Annotated in this window: 18 protein-coding genes; 7 read left to right on the top strand and 11 right to left on the bottom strand. The window is 61.1% G+C overall.

All coding sequences use genetic code 11. The annotated features are described in order from the left end of the window. Positions 1-30: 30 nt before the first annotated feature. The 7 genes from rlmH to obgE all read right to left on the bottom strand — a co-directional run bounded on the left by rlmH (position 31) and on the right by obgE (position 6148). The gene (rlmH, locus tag ABID12_RS07145; protein ID WP_354433652.1) at positions 31-513 is read right to left on the bottom strand and encodes a 23S rRNA (pseudouridine(1915)-N(3))-methyltransferase RlmH; all 483 of its coding nucleotides are present in this window, start codon (positions 511-513) and stop codon (positions 31-33) included. Positions 514-734: 221 nt separating this feature from the next. Then, on the bottom strand, positions 735-1166 hold the full coding sequence (rsfS, locus tag ABID12_RS07140; RefSeq protein WP_181190907.1) for a ribosome silencing factor: 432 nt from the start codon (positions 1164-1166) through the stop codon (positions 735-737). 173 nt (positions 1167-1339) lie between these two features. Then, complete coding sequence (locus ABID12_RS07135) at positions 1340-1948, bottom strand: hypothetical protein (protein ID WP_354433651.1); 609 nt, start codon at positions 1946-1948, stop codon at positions 1340-1342. A 68-nt stretch (positions 1949-2016) separates the two neighbouring features. Beyond that, positions 2017-2610 carry a nicotinate-nucleotide adenylyltransferase gene (locus ABID12_RS07130; RefSeq protein ID WP_354433924.1) on the bottom strand — a complete coding sequence of 198 codons (594 nt, stop codon included), beginning with the start codon at positions 2608-2610 and terminating at the stop codon, positions 2017-2019. 40 nt (positions 2611-2650) lie between these two features. Then, a complete protein-coding gene (locus ABID12_RS07125) occupies positions 2651-3931 on the bottom strand; it encodes a glutamate-5-semialdehyde dehydrogenase (RefSeq protein WP_354433650.1) in 1281 nt (426 codons plus the stop codon). After that, positions 3924-5087 carry a glutamate 5-kinase gene (gene proB / locus ABID12_RS07120; RefSeq protein ID WP_354433649.1) on the bottom strand — a complete coding sequence of 388 codons (1164 nt, stop codon included), beginning with the start codon at positions 5085-5087 and terminating at the stop codon, positions 3924-3926. Before proB ends, ABID12_RS07125 begins: the two co-directional genes overlap by 8 nt. 2 nt (positions 5088-5089) lie before the next feature. Further along, a complete protein-coding gene (gene obgE / locus ABID12_RS07115) occupies positions 5090-6148 on the bottom strand; it encodes a GTPase ObgE (protein ID WP_319518821.1) in 1059 nt (352 codons plus the stop codon). An 83-nt stretch (positions 6149-6231) separates the two neighbouring features. On the opposite strand from obgE, the gene ABID12_RS07110 reads away from it, so the two are divergent. From ABID12_RS07110 to ABID12_RS07100, 3 genes are all read left to right on the top strand, one after another. Continuing rightward, positions 6232-7095, top strand: coding sequence for an endonuclease/exonuclease/phosphatase family protein (locus ABID12_RS07110; RefSeq protein WP_354433648.1), 864 nt, complete (start codon positions 6232-6234; stop codon positions 7093-7095). Positions 7096-7204: 109 nt separating this feature from the next. After that, the gene (gene purD / locus ABID12_RS07105) at positions 7205-8482 is read left to right on the top strand and encodes a phosphoribosylamine--glycine ligase (protein WP_354433647.1); all 1278 of its coding nucleotides are present in this window, start codon (positions 7205-7207) and stop codon (positions 8480-8482) included. A 453-nt stretch (positions 8483-8935) separates the two neighbouring features. Beyond that, entirely contained in the window at positions 8936-10330 is a 1395-nt protein-coding gene (locus ABID12_RS07100; RefSeq protein WP_354433646.1) for an MATE family efflux transporter, read from the top strand. A gap of 35 nt (positions 10331-10365) precedes the next feature. Here ABID12_RS07100 and ABID12_RS07095 read toward each other — a convergent pair whose 3' ends face one another. Further along, on the bottom strand, positions 10366-11796 hold the full coding sequence (locus tag ABID12_RS07095; RefSeq protein WP_354433645.1) for an FAD-binding oxidoreductase: 1431 nt from the start codon (positions 11794-11796) through the stop codon (positions 10366-10368). A 4-nt stretch (positions 11797-11800) separates the two neighbouring features. Next, positions 11801-12778, bottom strand: coding sequence for an L-threonylcarbamoyladenylate synthase (locus tag ABID12_RS07090; RefSeq protein ID WP_354433644.1), 978 nt, complete (start codon positions 12776-12778; stop codon positions 11801-11803). Positions 12779-12846: 68 nt separating this feature from the next. Between ABID12_RS07090 and ABID12_RS07085 the strand changes: the two genes are divergently transcribed. Next, positions 12847-13224, top strand: a complete 378-nt coding sequence (locus tag ABID12_RS07085; protein WP_354433643.1) for a RidA family protein — start codon at positions 12847-12849, stop codon at positions 13222-13224. Between the two features lie 22 nt (positions 13225-13246). Here the strand turns inward: ABID12_RS07085 and ABID12_RS07080 are convergent, their stop codons facing one another. After that, positions 13247-14830: a pectate lyase family protein gene (locus tag ABID12_RS07080; protein WP_354433642.1), complete on the bottom strand. Its 1584-nt coding sequence runs from the start codon at positions 14828-14830 to the stop codon at positions 13247-13249. A gap of 228 nt (positions 14831-15058) precedes the next feature. Here ABID12_RS07080 and ABID12_RS07075 point away from each other — a divergent pair, with 228 nt between their 5' ends. The 3 genes from ABID12_RS07075 (at position 15059) to ABID12_RS07065 (ending at position 18362) form a co-directional block, all read left to right on the top strand. Beyond that, a complete protein-coding gene (locus ABID12_RS07075) occupies positions 15059-16303 on the top strand; it encodes an aromatic ring-hydroxylating oxygenase subunit alpha (RefSeq protein ID WP_106312142.1) in 1245 nt (414 codons plus the stop codon). A gap of 1 nt (position 16304) precedes the next feature. Next, on the top strand, positions 16305-17390 hold the full coding sequence (locus ABID12_RS07070) for an FAD-binding oxidoreductase (protein ID WP_354433641.1): 1086 nt from the start codon (positions 16305-16307) through the stop codon (positions 17388-17390). A gap of 144 nt (positions 17391-17534) precedes the next feature. Next, complete coding sequence (locus tag ABID12_RS07065) at positions 17535-18362, top strand: SDR family NAD(P)-dependent oxidoreductase (RefSeq protein WP_354433640.1); 828 nt, start codon at positions 17535-17537, stop codon at positions 18360-18362. Between the two features lie 109 nt (positions 18363-18471). On the opposite strand, the gene xylA is transcribed toward ABID12_RS07065, so the two are convergent. Then, entirely contained in the window at positions 18472-19782 is a 1311-nt protein-coding gene (xylA, locus tag ABID12_RS07060) for a xylose isomerase (RefSeq protein WP_319518830.1), read from the bottom strand. Positions 19783-19816 lie beyond the last annotated feature (34 nt).

The following is a 19816-nucleotide window of genomic DNA, read 5'->3' as shown; positions in this document are numbered from 1 at the left end:
ATCTTTATAAGACACAAAGATTTGATGGTACTATACCCGGTGATAAGGGTGGCCGGCCATCAATGTCACGGCACGGTAGAGCTGTTCGGCCAGCAGAATGCGCACGATCTGGTGCGGCCATGTCATGGCGCCGAAATTGATGGTCAGATCGGCGCGTTCGACGAGGGCAGGATCGAGCCCGTCGGCGCCGCCGATGGCAAAGATCATCGCGCGCTTGCCCTGATCGCGGAAGGTCGCGATCTTTTCGGAAAAGCCCGGACTGTCGAAGGATTTTCCGTTTTCATCGAGCAGCACCAGAACGGTCTCTGGCGAAAGCGTCGCCTCCAGCGCCTGTGCCTCCTCGCGTTTGCGGGTGGCGGCATTGCCGGCGCGGCTCTCGTTGATTTCGTTGACGCGGGTAAAGTCTATGCCCTGTGCCTTGCCGGTTTTCTTCAGCCGGTCCAGATAGCGCGCCACAAGCTCTTTTTCCGGACCGGATTTCAGCCGTCCGACCGCAAAAATTCCGATCTGCATTTTTTATCCTTCAACCGGGATGTAGCGCTGCAATAGTCCCAAGCAGGTGCACCGTGCGCAAACAGCCGGAACCGGCGCGCACAAGACATTGCCGCAGTGCCCGGCAGGCCCCGCCCGGATCCTGAAAACACGTCTCTTCCGGGGCTTTTCCAGGCCGCAACAACCGGGCCCATGCGCGCAGGCAGGGCAAGACGGCATTCACCGACGCTTCGGGACAACCGCTAGTGCAGCCGTCCCTCGTTCATTTCAGGCGCGGACCACATCTTCTCGATATTGTAGAATTCGCGGACTTCCGGCCTAAACACATGGACAATCACGTCACCGGTATCGATCAGCACCCAGTCGCCGGCCTCCTGGCCTTCGATCTTCGGCGTGCCGATGCCCGATTGCTTGATGTCCTTGACCAGATGGTCGCAGATGGCCACGACATGACGGTTCGAGCGCCCGGATACAACCACCATGTGGTCGCCGAGTGCCGATTTGCCCTTGATGTCGATGGTCACGATATCTTCAGCCTTCGAATCCTCGAGGCTGGTGAGGACGGTGGACAAAGCCTGATCCGCGGCATGGGCGCCGCTTTTCCTGCTCTTCGGCGCAGTGTCATCCGCTGCGCCCTTGGCGTGCAATGTTGTCAGGGGTCTTCCTTTCTTCATGGACCGGAACAAGCACGGGTGCGACTCGTGATCCCACGAGTCCCCTTTAAGGTGATGCGAAAACGCCTTCTATGCAAGGTCTGTCGCAAAAATTGAGCCGCCCTGGGCTGCGGCCGGGCATATTGCGCGGGGTCGGCGCCGGGGAGTCGCGTTGTCAGCATTCAATCCATCAACTATCTGGATTCGTCGTGTACCGAGCGTGCGGCATCAACAATGGCGTCCAGTTTCCGCTGGGCCTTGCCATCCAGTCGGATAAAACGCCTGCGTTGCTGTGCAAAGGTTGACGGCGCTTCGTCGAGCTGCTCGGCGACATATTCCACCTCCTCGATCATATCGCCAAGGCGGGACACGGCATTGTCGACGGCCGGGTAGCCGAAATCGAACCCTCTGAGATCGGCGAGAAAGCCTGTGAAATAGCCCTCGCTCAATGCGTCAAGCCGCGCTTCGACCATGCGTTTCAGGCCTTCAAGGTCCCCGATACCTGTGCGCGGCGGAAGTTTGAGATATTTGCCTTCTTCATCCACCCGTCTCAGTTCGTTCCAGAGCGACATGAATGTTGCAGAAAACAACATACTTTCTTCTGCACTGTCGAACGCCGGCAATGCATCGCCCCAGATCGTCCGGGTTTCCGCCTCCGGTCCCGCCGCAGTCGCGACGGTAGTGACCTGCCCCCAGAGGCGGAATTTCACCGCCGTCAAGGATATCGGGCAATCGTGCGTTTCAAGGAATGCGCTGAAGTCTGCATCGCCGGGATAGGTCATTGCGGTTTCAGGGATTATCATGGCGAAACTCTCGTTCTGGCCGGGTGTTGCATATGGCGGAAAGGACCGCCACAGGGATTATGTACCGATCAGCCCTGATGGCCGTTTCCGCGCCGCAGCGCGGTGGAACTGACATGGGAGCGCGGGCCGTGGATGAAGGTCCAGGCCGGTGGTTTCATGCGCGCCAGCGCGCGCGCGTTCTTCTCGGCGACACGGGCCTTGTCGAGTGCGCGCGCGGCCTTGGACGACAGATAGGTGAGCGTCGAGCCGGGCCGGTCGATCACCGCCAGCGGCACGGTGCGGGCAATGCTGCGCCATTCCTGCCACCGGTGGAAATCGCCGAGATTGTCGGCGCCCATGATCCAGACGAAATTGACGCCGGTGTTGCGCCGGACGATGTGGCGGATGGTGCGGGCGGTATAGGCAGTGCCGAGCTTTTTTTCCAGCGCGCTGACGTGAATGCGCGGATCATGCGCAAACGCTTCGCTGAGCGCCAGCCGTTCGTGTAGCGGTGCAAGGCCATTGCCGCTTTTGAGCGGATTTCCGGGTGTCACAAGCCACCAGAGCTGATCGAGGCCGAGGCGCTGAATGGCAAGGCTTGCCACCAGAAAATGCCCCTCATGCGGCGGGTTGAACGACCCGCCGAACAGGCCGACCGTCATCCCCGGCTCGCAATAGGGCATAACAAGATAACGCCGATCGATGGTCCCCTCGGTCAAGCTGTCAGGTCCGTGTCTGTCCGGTGCCGCGCACGAGATATTTGAACGAGGTCAGCTGTTCGACGCCGACCGGCCCGCGCGCATGCATCTTGCCGGTGGCAATGCCGATTTCCGCACCCATGCCGAACTCGCCGCCATCTGCAAATTGCGTCGAGGCATTGTGCAGAAGAATGGCCGAATCGATCTCGTTGAAGAAGCGGGCAACCACCTCATGGTCCTCGGCAATCACGGCTTCGGTGTGATGGGAGGAATATTTTCCTATATGCTCGATCGCGCCCGAGATCCCGTCGACCAGCTTCACCGAAATGATCGCGTCGAGATATTCCGTGGTCCAGTCGGTATCATCGGCCTCGTCGCGACCGCGGGCATAGTCGATCATGTCGTGATCGACCCGCACGAGGCAGCCCTTGTCTTCCAGCGCTTCAATCAGCGGGGTCGCGAATTTTTCCGCAGCCGCCCGGTCGATCAGCAGGGTTTCGGCCGCTCCGCAAATACCGGTGCGGCGCATCTTGGCGTTGACGACGATAGCGCGCGCCATGTCGAGATCGGCGGATTTGTCGACATAGATGTGGCACAGGCCTTCCAGATGGGCAAACACCGGCACGCGCGCTTCCGACTGCACGCGCGCAACCAGGCTTTTGCCGCCGCGCGGCACGATCACGTCGATATTGCCGGAAAGACCGGCAAGCATTTCGCCAACGGCAGCGCGATCCGTGGTCGGCACGATCTGGATGGCGTCTTCCGGCAGGCCGGCTTCGGCAAGCCCTGCCTTGAGCGCGGTATGGATGGCGCGCGCCGAGCGGGCGGAATCCGAGCCGCCGCGCAGGATCACCGCATTGCCGGCCTTCAGGCACAGCGCGCCGGCATCCGCCGTGACATTCGGGCGGCTTTCGTAAATCACGCCGATGACCCCGAGCGGCGTGCGCACGCGCGAAATCGTCAGCCCGTTCGGCCGGTCCCATTCGGCTATCGTGTCGCCGATCGGATCATCCAGGGCGGCGATGGCGCGAATGCCCTCGGCGATTGCCGCGATGCCGGCCGCGTCCAGTTCCAGCCGGTTGATGAAGGCGCCGGAGATGCCGTTTTCGCGGGCAGCGGCGACGTCCTTCCGGTTTGCGGCCAGAATGTCATCGCTGTCGGCTTCGATGGCATTGGCCATGGCATGAAGCGCCCGGTTCTTGACCGCGGTCGGAGCAATGGCGAGTGCATGGGCAGCTGCGCGCGCGCGTTTTCCGATCTCGCGCATCACGGCGGTTACATCGTCGTTTTGAACCTGATCAAGCATGGGTCGAACCCTCGTTCTGTCTCTTCTTGCCCGTGGCGGTCATCACCAGATCGTCGCGGTGTACCATCGCTGCGCGCGCCGGATAACCCAGTATCGCCTCGATGCTGCTGGTTTTCTGCCCGGCGATCATCCGCGCCTCGTCGCTGTCATAACCCGACAGGCCGCGGGCGATCTCGCCGCCGCGGGCATTGACGATCGCCACAGTGTCGCCGCGTGCAAAATGCCCGTCAACCGCGCTCACGCCTGCCGGCAAAAGACTGTTGCCGTGTTTGAGTGCGGCGACCGCGCCGTCGTCGATGTAAATGGTGCCGGCCGGCAGCAATTGCCCGGCGATCCAGACCTTGCGGGCGTTGACCGGCATATGCGAGGCGTGGAACATCGAATGGCGTGCACCGCCCTCGATCGCCTTCAGCGGATGATCGATCGTGCCGGACGCGATGATCATTGCACAGCCGGCAGCGGTGGCGATCTTGCCCGCCTCGATCTTGGTGTGCATGCCGCCACGTGACAGTTCGGAGGCCGCACCGCCCGCCATCGCCTCGATCTCAGGTGTGATCATTTCGATCTCGGCCAGAAAACGGGCGTCCGGATCCAGATGCGGCGGCGCGGTGTAGAGCCCGTCGATATCGGACAGCAGCACCAGAAGATCGGCGCCGATCATGGTGGCGACGCGGGCGGCCAGCCGGTCATTGTCGCCGTAGCGGATTTCCGAGGTGGCAATCGTGTCGTTTTCGTTGACGATCGGGATGGCGCCGGCCTTCAACAGCTGCAGGATGGTGGCGCGGGCATTCAGATAATGCCGCCGTTCTTCGGTGTTCTGCAGGGTCAGCAGCACCTGGCCGGCGAGAATGTCGTGATGTCTGAGGCTTTCCGTCCAGGCACCCGCCAGGCCGATCTGGCCAACGGCGGCGGCGGCCTGGGCTTCTTCCAGCTTCAGCGTGCCGGAATGGCTGTGAAGCACGGTGCGCCCGAGCGCGACAGCCCCGGAGGAGACGACCAGCACCTCGACGCCTGCGGCCTTCAGCGCCGCGATGTCGTCTGCAAGCCGGTTGAGCCAGTCATGTTTCAGCCCTCTTGTGCGATCGACCAGCAGCGCCGAGCCGATCTTGATCACGATCCGCCGGTAATGCGTCAGTGAACGGTGCATGCCGTTCATCGTCAGGGCTCCCACTTGTCGTGACGGCCCTTGTCCGCCCCGCGTTCGGGCGCGGCGATACCCAGGCGCACCTCTTCGGCGCGGATGGTCTCTGCAAGGGCTGCAAGCACGTCCGTCATGCCCTTCTGGGCCACAGCCGAAATGGCAAAGACCGGTCCGCCGCTTGCCGCTTCCAGCGCCTTCTTCTTTTCCGCAAGCGTCTCGTCATCGAGAATATCGATCTGCGAAAGCGCCACGATCTCGTGCTTGTCGGCCAGTTCATGGCCATAGGCCTGAAGCTCGTGGCGCACGGTGCGGTAGACGGCGGCCACGTCTTCTTCCATGGATGATACCAGATGCAGCAGCACGCGGGTGCGCTCCACATGACCGAGGAACCGGTCTCCGATCCCCACGCCCTCATGGGCGCCTTCGATCAGGCCGGGAATATCGGCGAGGACGAATTCGCGGCCATGGATGCTGGCAACGCCGAGATTGGGATGCAGCGTGGTGAACGGATAATTGGCAATTTTCGGCCGCGCCCGGGTGACGGTCGCCAGAAACGTCGATTTCCCGGCATTCGGCAGGCCGACAAGACCGGCATCGGCAATCAGCTTCAGCTTCAGCCAGATCGTCTTTTCTTCGCCCTCGAGCCCGGGATTGGCCCAGCGCGGCGCCTGGTTGGTCGATGTCTTGAAATGGGCGTTGCCGAAACCGCCATTGCCGCCGGCGGCCAGCCGGTAGCGCTCGCCGACCGCGGTGAGGTCGCAGATCAGCGTTTCGCGATCTTCCTCGAAGATCTGCGTTCCGACCGGCACTTTCAGGGTCACGCCCTTGCCGTTGGCGCCGGTGCGGTTGCGGCCCATGCCGTGGCCACCGGTCGCGCCCTTGAAATGCTGCTGGTAGCGGAAGTCGATCAGCGTGTTCAGCCCCTCGACGGCTTCCACCCAGACATCGCCGCCGCGTCCGCCGTCGCCGCCGTCCGGGCCGCCGAACTCGATATATTTCTCGTGGTGAAACGAGACAGACCCGGCTCCGCCATCGCCGGAACGGATATAGACTTTTGCCTCATCGAGAAATTTCATGGTTCGTCGCTTGTGCCTTGGAGTGTGAAGGGTAAAACCGACCGCATCGTTATCGTCCGTCGGCGGCAAGGTCAAAGATTATCGTGAAAATCGCAAGCTACAACATCCAGTTCGGTATCGGAACCGACGGCAGATATGACCTGAACCGCATTGCCGCAAGCCTGGAAGGGGCCGACATCATTGCCCTTCAGGAGGTCACGCGCGGTTTTCCGGGCAATGACGGGCGGGATATGGTCGCAGAGATCGAGGCGCTGTTTCCCGGCCATTTCGCAGCCTTCGGCGCCGGCGCGGATATGCACCTCGATTTTTCGCGCACAAATGGCCGCATCGTTGAACGGCGTCTGCAGTTCGGCAACATGCTGCTGTCACGCTATCCGCTGCTGTCGCTCAGGCATCTGCTGTTGCCGCGCAGCCGTACCCTCGATCGCCTGAACTATCAGCGCTCGGCGCTGGAAGGCGTGGTCGAGACGCCGGCCGGGGCCTTGCGGGTCTATTCCACCCATCTTGACCATATGAGCGTGGATGAGCGGCTCGCCCAGATCAGCTTCCTGCGCAAACGGCTTGCCGGGTTTGCGATGGAGGGTAGTGCCATGACCGGCGGCGCGGAATACGGACTTGCCGATCCGCCGATGGCCGAGGACTTCATCCTGCTCGGCGATTTCAACATGGAACCGGAAAGCGAGGATTATCTGGCAATGGCCGGCCGCCGCGAACTCGACGGAGCGCGCAATTTGCGTGCGGGGCAACCCGTCGATATCTTCGACCGGCTTGGCGCGCGCGCCGGCAATGCGATCACGTGGACACATCCGAGCTTCGAAAACGGCGAAGGCAAATGGGTCGACTATGTCTTTGTCAGCCCCGGCCTTGCGCCGCGCATTCGCGGTGCCCGGGTGGACCGGGACGCCAAAGGGTCCGATCATTTTCCGCTGTGGGTGACGCTTGCCTGAAGCCCGTATCGGGGTCACACCTTAGTCGAATTGGTGAACATCGCGGCCTTGACCTTTTCCGCTTGCCTGCTTACCCAACCGCCAGCAGGTGACAACTGGAGCGAACCCCATGAATGTCCTTCTGATCGGTTCGGGCGGGCGCGAGCATGCGCTGGCCTGGAAGCTTTCGCAATCTTCGCGTCTGACGACACTTTACGCGGCCCCCGGCAATCCCGGCATGGCTGACCATGCCAGATGTGTTGCGCTCGATGTGGCCGACCACGCCGCTATCGTCGCCTTCTGTGGCGAGAAGGATATCGCGCTCGTTGTCGTCGGCCCGGAAGCGCCGCTGGTCGACGGGCTCGTCGATTCGCTGACGGCTGCCGGCATCAGGACTTTCGGCCCGACCAAAGCGGCAGCCCAGCTTGAAGGCTCGAAGGGTTTCACCAAGGACCTCTGCGCCCGCTATAATATTCCGACCGGGGCCTATCGCCGCTTCGACAATGCCGAGGAGGCAAAGGCCTATGTCGGCGAAATCGGTGCGCCGATCGTCATCAAGGCCGACGGGCTTGCCGCCGGCAAGGGCGTGACCGTCGCCCGCACCAATGACGAAGCGCTGGCCGCCATCGACGACTGCTTTTCCGGCACATTCGGCGCTGCTGGCGCGGAAGTCGTGGTCGAGGAATTTCTGGTGGGCGAGGAAGCGAGCTTTTTCTGCCTTTCGGACGGCAAGAACGCACTGCCGCTGGCCACCGCACAGGACCACAAGGCTGTCGGCGACGGCGATACCGGGCCGAATACCGGCGGCATGGGTGCCTATTCCCCGGCCCCGGTGATGGACGCTGCGATGATCGCCCGCACCATGGCGGAAATCATCGAGCCGACCATTCGCGGCATGGCCGAAATGGGCCACCCGTTTCAGGGCGTGCTTTATGCCGGGCTGATGATTACAGAAAAGGGCCCCGAACTCATCGAATACAATGCCCGCTTCGGCGATCCGGAATGTCAGGTACTGATGATGCGGCTGCAAAGCGACCTGCTCGATATTCTGGACGCCTGCGCCGGCGGCACGCTGGACAAGGCCTCTGCCGAATGGAGCGACCAGACCGCGCTGACCGTGGTCATGGCGACCAAAGGCTATCCGGGTTCCTACAAGAAGGGCAGCGAAATCAAATCCCTGCCGCAGGATACGGAATCAGCCCGCACGTTTCACGCCGGCACGGCGGTGCGCGACAACAAGCTGGTGGCCAATGGCGGCCGTGTGCTGAACATCACCGCGCTTGGTCACAACGTCACCGAAGCGCAGACCCATGCCTATGAGCTGATCGAGGATATCAACTGGCCCGAAGGCTTCTGCCGCCGCGATATCGGCTGGCGCGCCGTGGCGCGGGAAGAGGCGAAGGACTGAGGTCGCCTCAGACTGCTGACAAAGGTTGCTTCCCCCACATTCGTCATGCTCGGGCTTGTCCCGAGCATCTAAACACGCATCAATGCGACAAGCGTGTCGAATGAAAATCTGTTTAAATACAATATACTACGAAACGCCAACGCCGCTCGTGTGGAACGGTGGTTAGATCCTCGGGACAAGCCCGAGGATGACGCCTCTTAAACGGAGAGGTTTGTCAGCAGTCTGAACGCTGAAGCAGGCCCACGTTCTTCTTCTTGACTTGGCTCGGTTTGCCGGGCTATCTGCGCCCGGCTGCTGACGCCTGCCGCCCGCGCGCTGAATATGCGATGGTGAAGTCAGACATGGTCTTCGTTGGTTGTTTTCCCAAAACGGCACTCGAAGCTTCAAGGTAATGCGGGCGCCTTTCCTGCGGCGCGTTATTGCGTTTTTCGGGTGTCCATGAAGGACAACACCATGGATGACACGTCTTCTTCCCGCGCCAATCCCTATCTTGCCGGGGCGCTCGGCCCGCTTTTCTTCAAGACGGCGGCACCCATCATTCTGCTGATGCTGGTCAGCGGGCTTTATACGGTGGTCGATGCCATTTTTCTCGGGGTCTATGTCGGTGCGAAGGCGCTGGCCGCCGTCACGCTCGTTTTTCCGCTGTTCATGGCCATCAACGCGCTTTCCACACTGGTTTCGTCCGGCATGGCCTCCATTCTGGCGCGCCGGTTGGGGGCGGGCGATCACAATGGTGCGCAATCGGCCATGCAGTCGGCGACGTTGCTGGCGATCGTTACGGCCGTTACGCTGATGGTGCTCTATCTTGCCGGGGGGCGTGCGCTGGTCGGCTGGCTTTCGGGCGGTGACAGCGGGCTTGCCGGAATGGCAGATATCTATATTGCGCTGATGGTCTTCGGCTCGCCGCTGCAGTTTTTCATCGGCGTTCAGGGCGATACGCTGAGATCCGAGGGCAAACCCGGCCTGATGGCGCTGATCGGGGTTTTCGTCACGCTCGCCAATATCGGCTTCAACTATGTTTTCATCGCCATGATGGGGCTTGGCGTTGCCGGTTCGGCCATCGGCACGCTTGCCGCGCAGGCGATTGCGCTTGTCTTCGTCATCATGCTCAGGCTTTCCGGCCGCACCCCGATTGCGCTCTGGCGCAAAACCGGCCTTGCGGCAACGGAGGCCTGGGGGCGGATACTGGCGCTTGGTCTGCCCTCGTCGCTGGCGCTCGTCGGCGTCAGCCTGTCGGCGGGCTCCTATATTGTCGGCATTCAGCTGTGGAGCGGTGATAATGCCGATGTGACGATTGCCGCCTATGGCATCGCCTCGCGTCTTCTGACCTTCGCCTTCCTGCCGCTGATGGGGCTGAATTTCGCCTGCCAGTCGATTGTCGGCAATAATTTTGGGGCGCGGGCGTTCGAGCGTTCCGACCGCACGCTGGTCATCGGTGTTTGCGCCGGGCTTTGCTACGGGCTTCTGGTGGAAACGGTGTTTCAACTGGCGCCGGCGGCGTTGAGTGCGCTTTTCGTGTCCGATCCCGCAGTCATCGCCGGGGCAGCCCAGATCGTCCGCTTCATCAGCGCCGCCTATATTCTGGTCGGTCCGCTGATGGTGTTGTCCGGTTATTTTCAGGCGATCGGTCAGGCGGCGAATGCGGCGGTGATCAGCCTTGGCCGCACCTATTTCTTCACCATTCCGCTAATCTTCATCCTGCCGTTTGCGTTTGGTGAAACCGGCCTGTGGATGGCGTCACCTGCAAGCGATGTCGCCATGCTGTGTGTTGCCATCGCGGTGATGTTCGTCAACGCGCGCAGGACATTCGCCCGGCGCGGCCTGTTTTATGCATCGCAACCGGATTGATTCCGATTTGATGGCATTTGCCGAAGCCGGGGCACTCAGCCCCGGCTTTTCAGCACCTTGTCCGGGTTCATGATGCCGGCGGGGTCGAAGGCGTGTTTGATGCGTTGCATCAGGTCGATTTCGATCGGTTCGCGGATCTCGGCCAGTTCGTCGCGCTTTAGCCGTCCGATGCCGTGTTCGGCGGAAATCGAACCGCCATGCGACAACACGATGGCGTGGACCAGTTTGTTGACTTCGCCCCAGCGCCCCATGAATTCCGCCTTGTCGGCACCTTCCGGCTGGGAGATGTTGTAATGGATATTGCCGTCGCCGAGATGGCCGAAGGCGCAGATGCGCGCGCCGGGAACCGCGTTCATCACCGCTGCATCCGCTTCGTGCAGAAAGGCGGGAATGTCCGACACCGGCACGGAAACGTCATGCTTGATGGAGCCGCCTTCCGGTTTCTGTGCTTCCGACATGGTGTTGCGCATGTGCCATAATTCATCGATCTCGCCTTGCGATTTGGCGATCACCGCATCTTCCACCAGCCCTGCCTCAAAGGCTTCTTCCAGAAGGGCTTCGAGCATCTGGTCGGCGGTTTGCTGACTGTCGGAGGTCGAAACGTCGATCAGCGTGTACCACGGATATTTTGTCGCCAGCGGGTCGCGCGCGCCTTCGGTATGTTTGACGGTGAAATCGAAGACCATGCGGGCCATGAACTCGAAACCGGTCAGCGCCGAGGCGCAGCGGTTGGAGGCGAGGTTGAACAGGTCGAGCGCCTTTTCCGGCGTCTCGACCGCGGCAAAGGCGACCTGATGGCCGCGCGGTTTGGGAAAAAGCTTCAGCACGGCGCCGGTAATGATGCCGAGCGTGCCTTCCGCGCCGATGAACAGGTCGCGCAGATCGTAGCCGGTATTGTCCTTCTTCAGGCTTCTGAGCCCGTTCCAGATTTCACCCGTCGGCAGCACCACTTCCAGCCCGAGGCAGAGCGCGCGCATATTGCCATAGGCCAGCACCGCCGTCCCGCCGGCATTGGTGGAAAGATTGCCGCCGATACGGGCCGAGCCCTCCGAGCCCAGCGAAAGCGGGAACAGCCGGTCAACCTCGTCGGCTGCTTTCTGGACATCGGCAAGGATTGCGCCGCCATCTGCGATGAGGTAACCGCCGGCGGCATTGATGGAGCGGATCCTGTCCATGCGCTCCAGCGACAGCACGATGTCGGCGCCGTCCTCGCGCGGCACATGGCCGCCGACATGGCCGGTGCGCCCGCCGGCGGGAACGATCGGGGTTTTCGTTTCGCTCGCCAGTTTCAGGATTGCCGAGACGTCTTCCGTGGAGCCGGGTTTGAGAACCAGCACGGTCCGGCCCCGGTAAAGGCCGCGGTTTTCGATGAGGTAAGGCTCGATATCAGCGGCTTCGGTCAGGGCGTGGGCCGGGCCGACAATCTGGGAAAACCGGGCGATAAGTTCGGGGGCGGGCGTGGTCATGCGGTCAGTCTTCCTTCCGGGGCGCGGCAGCGCGCGAAAGCCTGTCGTTGATGGCCTCGCCGATACCGTCTTTGGGAACCGGCGCAAAGGCGATGACGCGTGCGCCGCTGGCATCTGCCAGTTTCATCGTGTCGTAAAGCCGGCTTGCCGCTTCCGCAAGGTCGGACGTTTCGCTCAGCTGGAAGGTGGCGCGCGCGGCGTATGCGTTTTCGATTGTCTGCGGGCCGAACAGCACCAGCGCCTCGCCGTCTTCCACCCGTGTCGCGTCAAGCCGCACGGTGGCCGTCGGGGCGTAATGCGAGACCATCATGCCGGGCGCGACAATGGCTGTCTTGCGGGCCGGGCGCAGGACGGGGCGACCCGTCAGCATCTCGACCTCTGCGGCTGCGATGCCGCCCGGTCTGAGAAGGGTTATGGCGTCGTTTTCGATCTTCAAAATGGTCGATTCTACCCCGACTTCAGCCGGTCCCGCATCGAGAATGAGCTGCAGCCTGTCGCCAAGGTCGGCTTCGACATGGGCGGCGGTGGTCGGGCTGATCTTGCCGGATGTATTGGCGCTGGGGGCGGCCAGCGGGCGACCGGTCCTGGCAATCAGCTTGCCGGCAAAGCCCTTCGGCACACGCACCCCGACCGTTGGCAGGCCTGCCGTTGCCGCCGGCGCAATACCTGCGTTTTCTTTCAGCGGCAACACCAGCGTCATCGGGCCGGGCCAGTATGCCTCGGCGAGACGGCGGGCGAGCGGTGAAAACACGGCATAATCTTCCGCCATCGCAAGGTCCGACATGTGGCAGATCAGCGGATTGAAAGCCGGACGCCCCTTGGCGGCATAGATTTTCGCAATGGCGTCCGGATTGGTGGCATCGGCGGCAAGCCCGTAGACCGTCTCCGTCGGCATGGCCACGAGTTCGCCTTGGTTCAGAAGTCTGCGGCCTTCTGCCAGCGCAATGTCTTCCTCCCGGGCGATATCGATAATCCGCGCCATGACAAACCTGTTCTTCGTTGAGCGTTTCCCGTTTAGAACAAAGGCACGACACAACAAAGGATTTTCTCATGGCAATCAGACGGATCAGCTCGGGTGGGATTTATGAACAGAAAATCGGCTATTGCCGTGCGGTGGTGGCCGGCGGCTTTGTCCATGTCGCCGGCACGACGGCACAGGGCGCCGATATTCCCGAAGATGTCACCGGTCAGTGCTGCTCCGCACTGGAAGCCATCGGCAAGGCGCTGACCGAAGCTGGCACCGGTTTCGCCAATGTCGTCCGGGTCACCTATTATTTGCCGGATGCCGCCGATTTTCCTGCCTGCTGGCCGGTTCTTGCCGAAACCTTCGGTGATAATCCGCCGGCGGCGACAATGATCGAATGCGGCCTGATCGATCCGAAATACAAAATTGAAATCGAGGTGACGGCGCTCGCCGCCGAAGGGTGAGCGCCGCCGGTTTCACCCAGCCTTATTTCAGAACCGGGGTCATCCACTGGTCTGCGGTCAGGTCGATCTTTCCGGCCCCTGCATAGGATGTCACAAGGTCTTCCACCTGATCGGTATCGACCAGATTGTTCGGCACGGGCGGCTCGCCATTGTTCCACTTGAACGGGATCGCCGGTGCATCCAGCGGCCCGAGCGGGGTGCCGGAAAGGCCGCTGTCGCCCTGCCACCAGATCCATTCCGTACCGTGATCATCGGTGTAGGAGCCCATCGGGTCCGGCAGGCGCTCGGCGTCGTCGCCGGCCAGAAGCTCCATGCGGGTGTTGAAGGCTTCGATGGCGCCGGTATAGGTCGGATCGTCCGGTTTCGACTGGTTGTTTTTCAGCGGCCATTCCACGCCCTTGTAGATGCTGTTGCGCACCATGACCGCGCCGCCCTCGGTCGAGATCGAACCGTTGGTGTAAAGCTTCAGCTTGTAGGGGTCGCCTTTCAGCTTTGCCGCCTTGTCCGGATTGTCGGCCATCAGCTTGTCGAACCAGACCATGGTTTCGCGCACATCGGCGACATCCGCATAGAGATTGTAGACCTGCACGTCGCCGGTTCTCAGCCGCGGCATGCGGTCCTGCAGGTCCTTGTAATAATTATGCGCCAGAGTGACGGTGAAACCGGGCTTTTCCTTCTTGCTCGACGAGCCGATCAGATGCCCCTTCTTGACCGGCGTTTCGACTTCCATGATCTGGTCTTCGCTCATGAAGGAGCGCAGGAAATCGTAAAACGGAAAGTCGCCGCGGTTCTGCTCCAGATAGTCGAACTGTCCTTTCATGAAATCCGGGTTGCCGCTGCCGGGCAGGATCTGCGACCAGGAAATGGTGATGCCGTTGGCTTTCTGCGTATCAAATCCGGTATCGGCGGAATTGGACGCGCCGCGCTTGATGTCGACGATGCCGTCATAGGCCTTGTAGAAGGTGCAGTGATCGATCCAGATGCCGCCGACGGTGGTTTCCTTGGAATTGCCGATGGTGATGTAATCCCAGTCGTTCTCGTCGTAGTCGCCCCCGGTTTTCTCGTCCCATTCCCAGAACTCGTCAAAGACGAGGTTGCGGATGATGAGATTGCTGCCGTCATCGATATTGAAACCGGCATGCAGAATGCGGGCGCCGTTTTTCGAATAGATGGTCAGCCCGTCAAAACCGGTGATGTTGATCTTCGAAACGCCGGTCTTCATCAGCAGCGGATTGGCAAGCGCGGGATTGTGGGCCGTGAAGAACGGATATTTCGCCGCCGTTGCGTCGCCGCCCGCCGCCGCATAGCCAAGGTCGAGATCCCCGGTGATTTCGATGACGCGGTAGGGTTCGTTGTCCTCATCCGAAATACCGGCAAGGGCGGCGAGAAATTCTTCTGCCGTGGATACCTTGATATAGCGCGGGTCGTCTTCGGGATAAACGCCGCCGCCGGTGACGTTCGCCACGGCGGCGTAGCCCTCGATGCTGAACATCGTATCGTCCGGGTCAGACATATCGGCGGCGATCGCCGGAGCCATTGCGGCGATGATCACGGCGGCCGTGGCCGTGGCGCGTTTCAGGTGAAAATGCCTGTTTTTCCTGTCCATGCAGTTGTCCTCCCAGAGCTTTGCGATGGTTCGTCAGCAAACTAATATGCAAGTATGCACTTCATGATAACGCCGAATTGCGCCATCGCAACAGTTCAGTGCGATCCGGCAGATGCCGTCATGCCGGTGTCGTCATTTTCGAAAGTCATGTCGCTCATGAGATGCAAGGCCAGCGCGCGCGATGATTTAATGCAGCCTTAATTGCTCGTTTTCTCCTGCGAGGCCGCCATGACGACACGTCAGTCAATGCTTGAACAGTTGCAGAACCGCCGGGATGGTTTTTCCCTGGCGCAGCCTTTCTACACAGACCCGGATATCTTCCGGATCGACATGGAAAATTTCTATTACCGCGAATGGTTGTTTGTCGGGCACGACTGCGAACTGTCGCGGCCCGGCAATTACATGACCGTTCAGGTCGGCGAATACTCCGTCATCCTGACGCGAGCGCGCGACAAGAAGATCCGGGCGCTGCACAATGCCTGCCGTCACCGCGGCTCGCGGGTCTGCTCGGCGGAAAAGGGAACCAGCGCCAAGCTCGTCTGCCCCTATCACCAGTGGACCTACGACCTTGACGGCACGCTGCAGTTCGTCCGCCATATGGGCGAGGATTTCGACAAGTCGAAATTCAGCCTGAAGCCGATCCATTGCGAAAGCATCGAGGGCTATATCTTCATCTGTCTGGCTGATGTCGCGCCCGATATCGAACCGCTGCGCCAGAAGATCGCGCCCTATCTCGCGCCCCACAATATCCCGGAAACCAAGGTCGCCTTCAAAAGCTCGATCATCGAGAAGGGCAACTGGAAGCTGGTCTGGGAAAACAACCGCGAATGCTATCACTGCGCCGCCAATCATCCCGAACTTTGCCGCACCTATCCCGAGGCCGCTTCGGTCACCGGCGTGCAGGGCATGATGGACGATCCGGAAATCCTCGCGCACTGGGCCCATTGCGAACAGGCCGGGCTTGAGGCGCGGTTCTTCCTCAGCCCCGACGGCCAGTTCCGCGTTACCCGCATGCCGCTGATCGATGGAGCGGAAAGCTACACCATGTCCGGCAAGCCGGCGGTGAAGAAGAATATGGGCGAGAAGACCGGCGCCGGCGGCATTGGCGCGCTGCTTCTGTTCCACTATCCGACGACCTGGAACCATTTCCTCGGCGACCACGCCATCTCCTTCCGGGTTATCCCGCGCGGGCCTCAGGAAACGGAAGTCACCACCACCTGGCTGGTGCCCAAGGACGCGGTCGAAGGCATTGATTACGACGTCGAGGACCTCACCCATGTGTGGACCTTCACCAATGATCAGGACCGCCAGATCGTCGAGGAAAACGCGCGCGGCATCCGCTCGCCGGCCTATGAACCCGGTCCCTATTCGACCGAAGACGAGGGTGGCGTGATGCAGTTCGTCGAATGGTATGTCAACACATCGATCAACCGCCTGACCGATGCCCAAAAACCGCTTTCGATCGTCGCCTGACATGATAAAACCGCAGCCGTTCAAACATATCGATGAAATGGTGCCCTGGAACGGCCGCGAACACATGCTGGAATGTGTCGCGTGGACGCCGGAAGCGCCCGACGTGATGACCTTCACCTTCAAGGCGGAGGAGCCGAACATCTGGTTCCGGTATCTGCCGGGCCAGTATATCACGCTGGAACTGCCGGTCGGCCCCGAGCCGATTATGCGCACATTCACGATCTCCTCCAGTCCGACGCGGCCGTTTACCATCGCGGTCTCGGTCAAGGCGCAGAAGGACAGTATCGGCACGCGCTGGATGCATGACAATCTGCATCCCGGCATGAAGATCAAAGCCATAGGCCCGCTCGGCGACTTCTCCTATGTAAAACATCCGGCAGAGAAATATCTGTTCATCTCCGCCGGTTCCGGCATCACGCCGATGATGTCGATGACGCGCGATCTGGGCGACCGCAACCCGGATACCGATATCGCCTTCATTCACTGCGCGCGCTCGCCCAACGACATCATCTTCCGCTGGGAGCTGGAGTACAAGGCGCGCTACATGCCGTTCTTCAATCTCGGCTTCATCGTTTCCGAGCTGGAACGCACCCAGCTCTGGTCGGGATTGAAGGGCCTGATCGACCGCGCCAAGATCGCCCTTCTGGTGCCGGATTTCCTCGAGCGGCGGGTGTTCTGCTGCGGTCCCGCGCCGTTCATGGCAACGGTACGCGACGCGCTGGAAGTCTCCAGCTTCGACATGGCCAACAATTATTTCGAGGAAACTTTCACGCCGGAAGTGCCGGAGCCGACGGTGTTCATCGGCGAGAGCGGTGAGGAAGCCGAATCCTTCATGATCGAGTTCGCCGATTCCGGGGTCAAAGTGGAAGCGGAAGCCGGCTTCACCATCCTGCAGACCGCCCGCAAGGCCGGGGTGCGCATTCCGTCGTCCTGCGAAAGCGGCATCTGCGGCACCTGCCGCACCATGTGCAAATCCGGCAAGGTCGACATGCAGCACAATGGCGGCATTCTCGACGACGAGATCGAGGAAGGCTACATCCTCGCCTGCTGCTCGCGTCCGCTGTCGAATGTCGAACTGGAAGCGTAACCTTCTCCTCCCGCTGCCTGCCTGATGACGGCAGGGCTGCCGGCGTTCTCCCTCACGGGCTTGCAATCGCATGTCTGTTGTTCCAGCTTGACGATGCGCCATTGACCAATGGCTGCAAGGAACCGGGAAAAGAGGAGGGCCGGTATGGCTGACCTGGGAGGAACGATCAGCGTCGTGACTGGAGGCGGTCGCGGAATCGGAAGGGAAATTGCCCTGCATCAGGCGCGCGCCGGCGCAAAAATTGCCGTTCTCGCCCGCACAAAATCCGAAATCGACGAAACGGCCGCCATGATCACGGCGGAGGGAGGAACAGCGCGCGCGTACCCCGTCGACCTTGTCAACCGCACGGCCGTGGAAGCTGTCTTTGCGAAAATCGGCGCGGATCTCGGCCCGGTCGATCTGCTGGTCAACAATCACGGTGCGTTCCGCGCATTCGGTCCCATCTGGGAGTGCGATCCGGATATCTGGTGGCAGGATGTCGAGATCAATCTGCGCGGCGTGTTTCACACCTGCCGGACCGCGGCTCCCGATATGCTCTCGCGCGGCAGCGGGCGCATCGTCAATCTCGTCGGCGGTGGCACAGGCACGAGTTTCCCGCACGGTTCAGGCTATGCGTCGAGCAAGGCGGGCATCATGCGGTTTACCGAAAGCCTGAACGACACGACGGCAAACGGCGGCGTGCGGGCCTTTGCCGTCGATCCGGGCCTCGTGCGCACAAGCATGACGGAGCTTCAGCTGAATACCGAGGCGGGCCAGACCTATCTACCTGACGTCAAACAGCTTTTTGACGACAATATCAATGTTCCGCCTTCAAACGCCGCAGTCTTGATTGCCGACATCGCCCGGGGCCGCTTCGACCGGCTGGCCGGCCGCATGTTGCGCGGTGCCGATGATCGCGATGCGCTGGAACGTGCAATGGATGACATTGTCGACAGCGACAGTCGCGCACTCCGCATCACAGGCGTGGACTGAACGGTATCATTCCGTTGGCGCAGAACGGAAAAAGAGGTTTGCCGACACGCTGAGGACCGGGACGGTTTCCCGCCCCGGTCCTCGTGTACACGTCACATCTGTCGCATGATCAGACGTATTTATTGACGATGTTTTCCAGATATTCCTGACGGCCGGACTTCGGCTCGGGATTGATATCGTCCTTCTCGACCATGGTGGCGATGTCTTCCAGCGTCATTTCGCCGGCGAGCATCTTCTTGGCCGTTTCGCCGTTCCAGCCGGCGTAACGTTCGTCGAGCGGTTTCTGCAAAGCGCCGTCTTCGACCATCTTTGCCGCAGCCTTCAGGCCGCGTGCGCAGCTGTCCATACCGCCGATGTGACCGTAAAGCAGGTCGGCCGGGTCGATCGACTGGCGGCGCAGCTTGGCGTCGAAATTGGTGCCGCCGGTGCCAAGGCCGCCGTTCAGCAGAACCTGGTAATAGGCCAGCGCCATTTCCGGAACATTGTTCGGGAACTGGTCGGTATCCCAGCCGGACTGGTAGTCGTTGCGGTTCATGTCGATGGAACCGAGAACGCCGAGCGTGCGGGCGAGCGCCAGTTCATGCTCGAAGGTGTGGCCGGCGAGGATGGCGTGGCCCTGCTCGATATTGACCTTCACTTCCTTTTCCAGCCCGTGCTTCTGCAGGAAGCCGTAGACGGTGGCGACATCGTAGTCGTACTGGTGCTTGGTCGGTTCCTGCGGCTTCGGCTCGACCAGGATCGTGCCTTCGAAACCGATCTTGTGCTTGTATTCGACCACCATGTGCAGCATGCGCGCCATCTGGTCGAGTTCCTTGCCCATGTCGGTGTTGAGCAGGGTTTCATAACCTTCGCGACCGCCCCACAGAACATAGTTCTGGCCGCCGAGCTTCTTAGTGGCATCCATGCAGGTCTTGATGGTTGCTGCCGAGTAGGCGAAGACATCCGGGTCCGGATTGGTCGAGGCGCCCGACATGAAGCGGCGGTGGGTGAACAGGTTGGCCGTGCCCCAGAGCAGTTTGACGCCGGTTGCTTCCTGTTTCTGGCCGAGATAGTCGACGATCTCGTTCAGGTTCTTTGTGCTTTCGGCGAAGTTCGCGCCTTCCGGACGGATATCGACGTCGTGGAAGCAGTAGAAGGGGGCGCCGAGCAGCGTGAACAGCTCGAAGCCGACATCGGCCTTGAGCTTGGCCTTGTCGATGCCGCCGTCATACCACGGGCGGTCGAAGGTGCGGCCGCCAAAGGGGTCGCCGCCTTCCCATGCCAGCGAATGCCAGTAGGCAATGGCGAAGCGCAGATGTTCCTTCAGCGGCTTGCCCATGACGATTTCGTCGGGGTTGTAATATTTGAAGGCAAGCGGGTTCTCGCTTTCGGGGCCTTCATACTGGATCTTGGTGACGTCGCCGAAAAAGCCGGTGCTCATCTTGTAACTCCCATTCAGTCTGTTGTTATCCGCA

The sequence above is a fragment of the Martelella mangrovi genome, assembly GCF_040545495.1.
Lineage (GTDB): Bacteria > Pseudomonadota > Alphaproteobacteria > Rhizobiales > Rhizobiaceae > Martelella > Martelella mangrovi.
The sequence above is the reverse complement of the archived record's forward strand: the minus strand, read 5'-3'. Positions and strand labels throughout refer to the sequence as shown.

Excerpts from the sequence above, each read along its gene's own strand:
- ABID12_RS07080 (WP_354433642.1), bottom strand. The coding sequence starts at position 14,830 with ATGGACAGGAAAAACAGGCATTTTCACCTGAAACGCGCCACGGCCACG.
- purD (WP_354433647.1), top strand. The coding sequence starts at position 7,205 with ATGAATGTCCTTCTGATCGGTTCGGGCGGGCGCGAGCATGCGCTGGCC.
- ABID12_RS07130 (WP_354433924.1), bottom strand. The coding sequence starts at position 2,610 with ATGCCCTATTGCGAGCCGGGGATGACGGTCGGCCTGTTCGGCGGGTCG.
- ABID12_RS07085 (WP_354433643.1), top strand. The coding sequence starts at position 12,847 with ATGGCAATCAGACGGATCAGCTCGGGTGGGATTTATGAACAGAAAATC.
- ABID12_RS07065 (WP_354433640.1), top strand. The coding sequence starts at position 17,535 with ATGGCTGACCTGGGAGGAACGATCAGCGTCGTGACTGGAGGCGGTCGC.
- xylA (WP_319518830.1), bottom strand. The coding sequence starts at position 19,782 with ATGAGCACCGGCTTTTTCGGCGACGTCACCAAGATCCAGTATGAAGGC.
- proB (WP_354433649.1), bottom strand. The coding sequence starts at position 5,087 with ATGAACGGCATGCACCGTTCACTGACGCATTACCGGCGGATCGTGATC.
- ABID12_RS07075 (WP_106312142.1), top strand. The coding sequence starts at position 15,059 with ATGACGACACGTCAGTCAATGCTTGAACAGTTGCAGAACCGCCGGGAT.
- ABID12_RS07135 (WP_354433651.1), bottom strand. The coding sequence starts at position 1,948 with ATGATAATCCCTGAAACCGCAATGACCTATCCCGGCGATGCAGACTTC.
- ABID12_RS07125 (WP_354433650.1), bottom strand. The coding sequence starts at position 3,931 with ATGCTTGATCAGGTTCAAAACGACGATGTAACCGCCGTGATGCGCGAG.
- rsfS (WP_181190907.1), bottom strand. The coding sequence starts at position 1,166 with ATGAAGAAAGGAAGACCCCTGACAACATTGCACGCCAAGGGCGCAGCG.
- obgE (WP_319518821.1), bottom strand. The coding sequence starts at position 6,148 with ATGAAATTTCTCGATGAGGCAAAAGTCTATATCCGTTCCGGCGATGGC.
- ABID12_RS07095 (WP_354433645.1), bottom strand. The coding sequence starts at position 11,796 with ATGACCACGCCCGCCCCCGAACTTATCGCCCGGTTTTCCCAGATTGTC.
- ABID12_RS07070 (WP_354433641.1), top strand. The coding sequence starts at position 16,305 with ATGATAAAACCGCAGCCGTTCAAACATATCGATGAAATGGTGCCCTGG.
- ABID12_RS07100 (WP_354433646.1), top strand. The coding sequence starts at position 8,936 with ATGGATGACACGTCTTCTTCCCGCGCCAATCCCTATCTTGCCGGGGCG.
- ABID12_RS07090 (WP_354433644.1), bottom strand. The coding sequence starts at position 12,778 with ATGGCGCGGATTATCGATATCGCCCGGGAGGAAGACATTGCGCTGGCA.
- rlmH (WP_354433652.1), bottom strand. The coding sequence starts at position 513 with ATGCAGATCGGAATTTTTGCGGTCGGACGGCTGAAATCCGGTCCGGAA.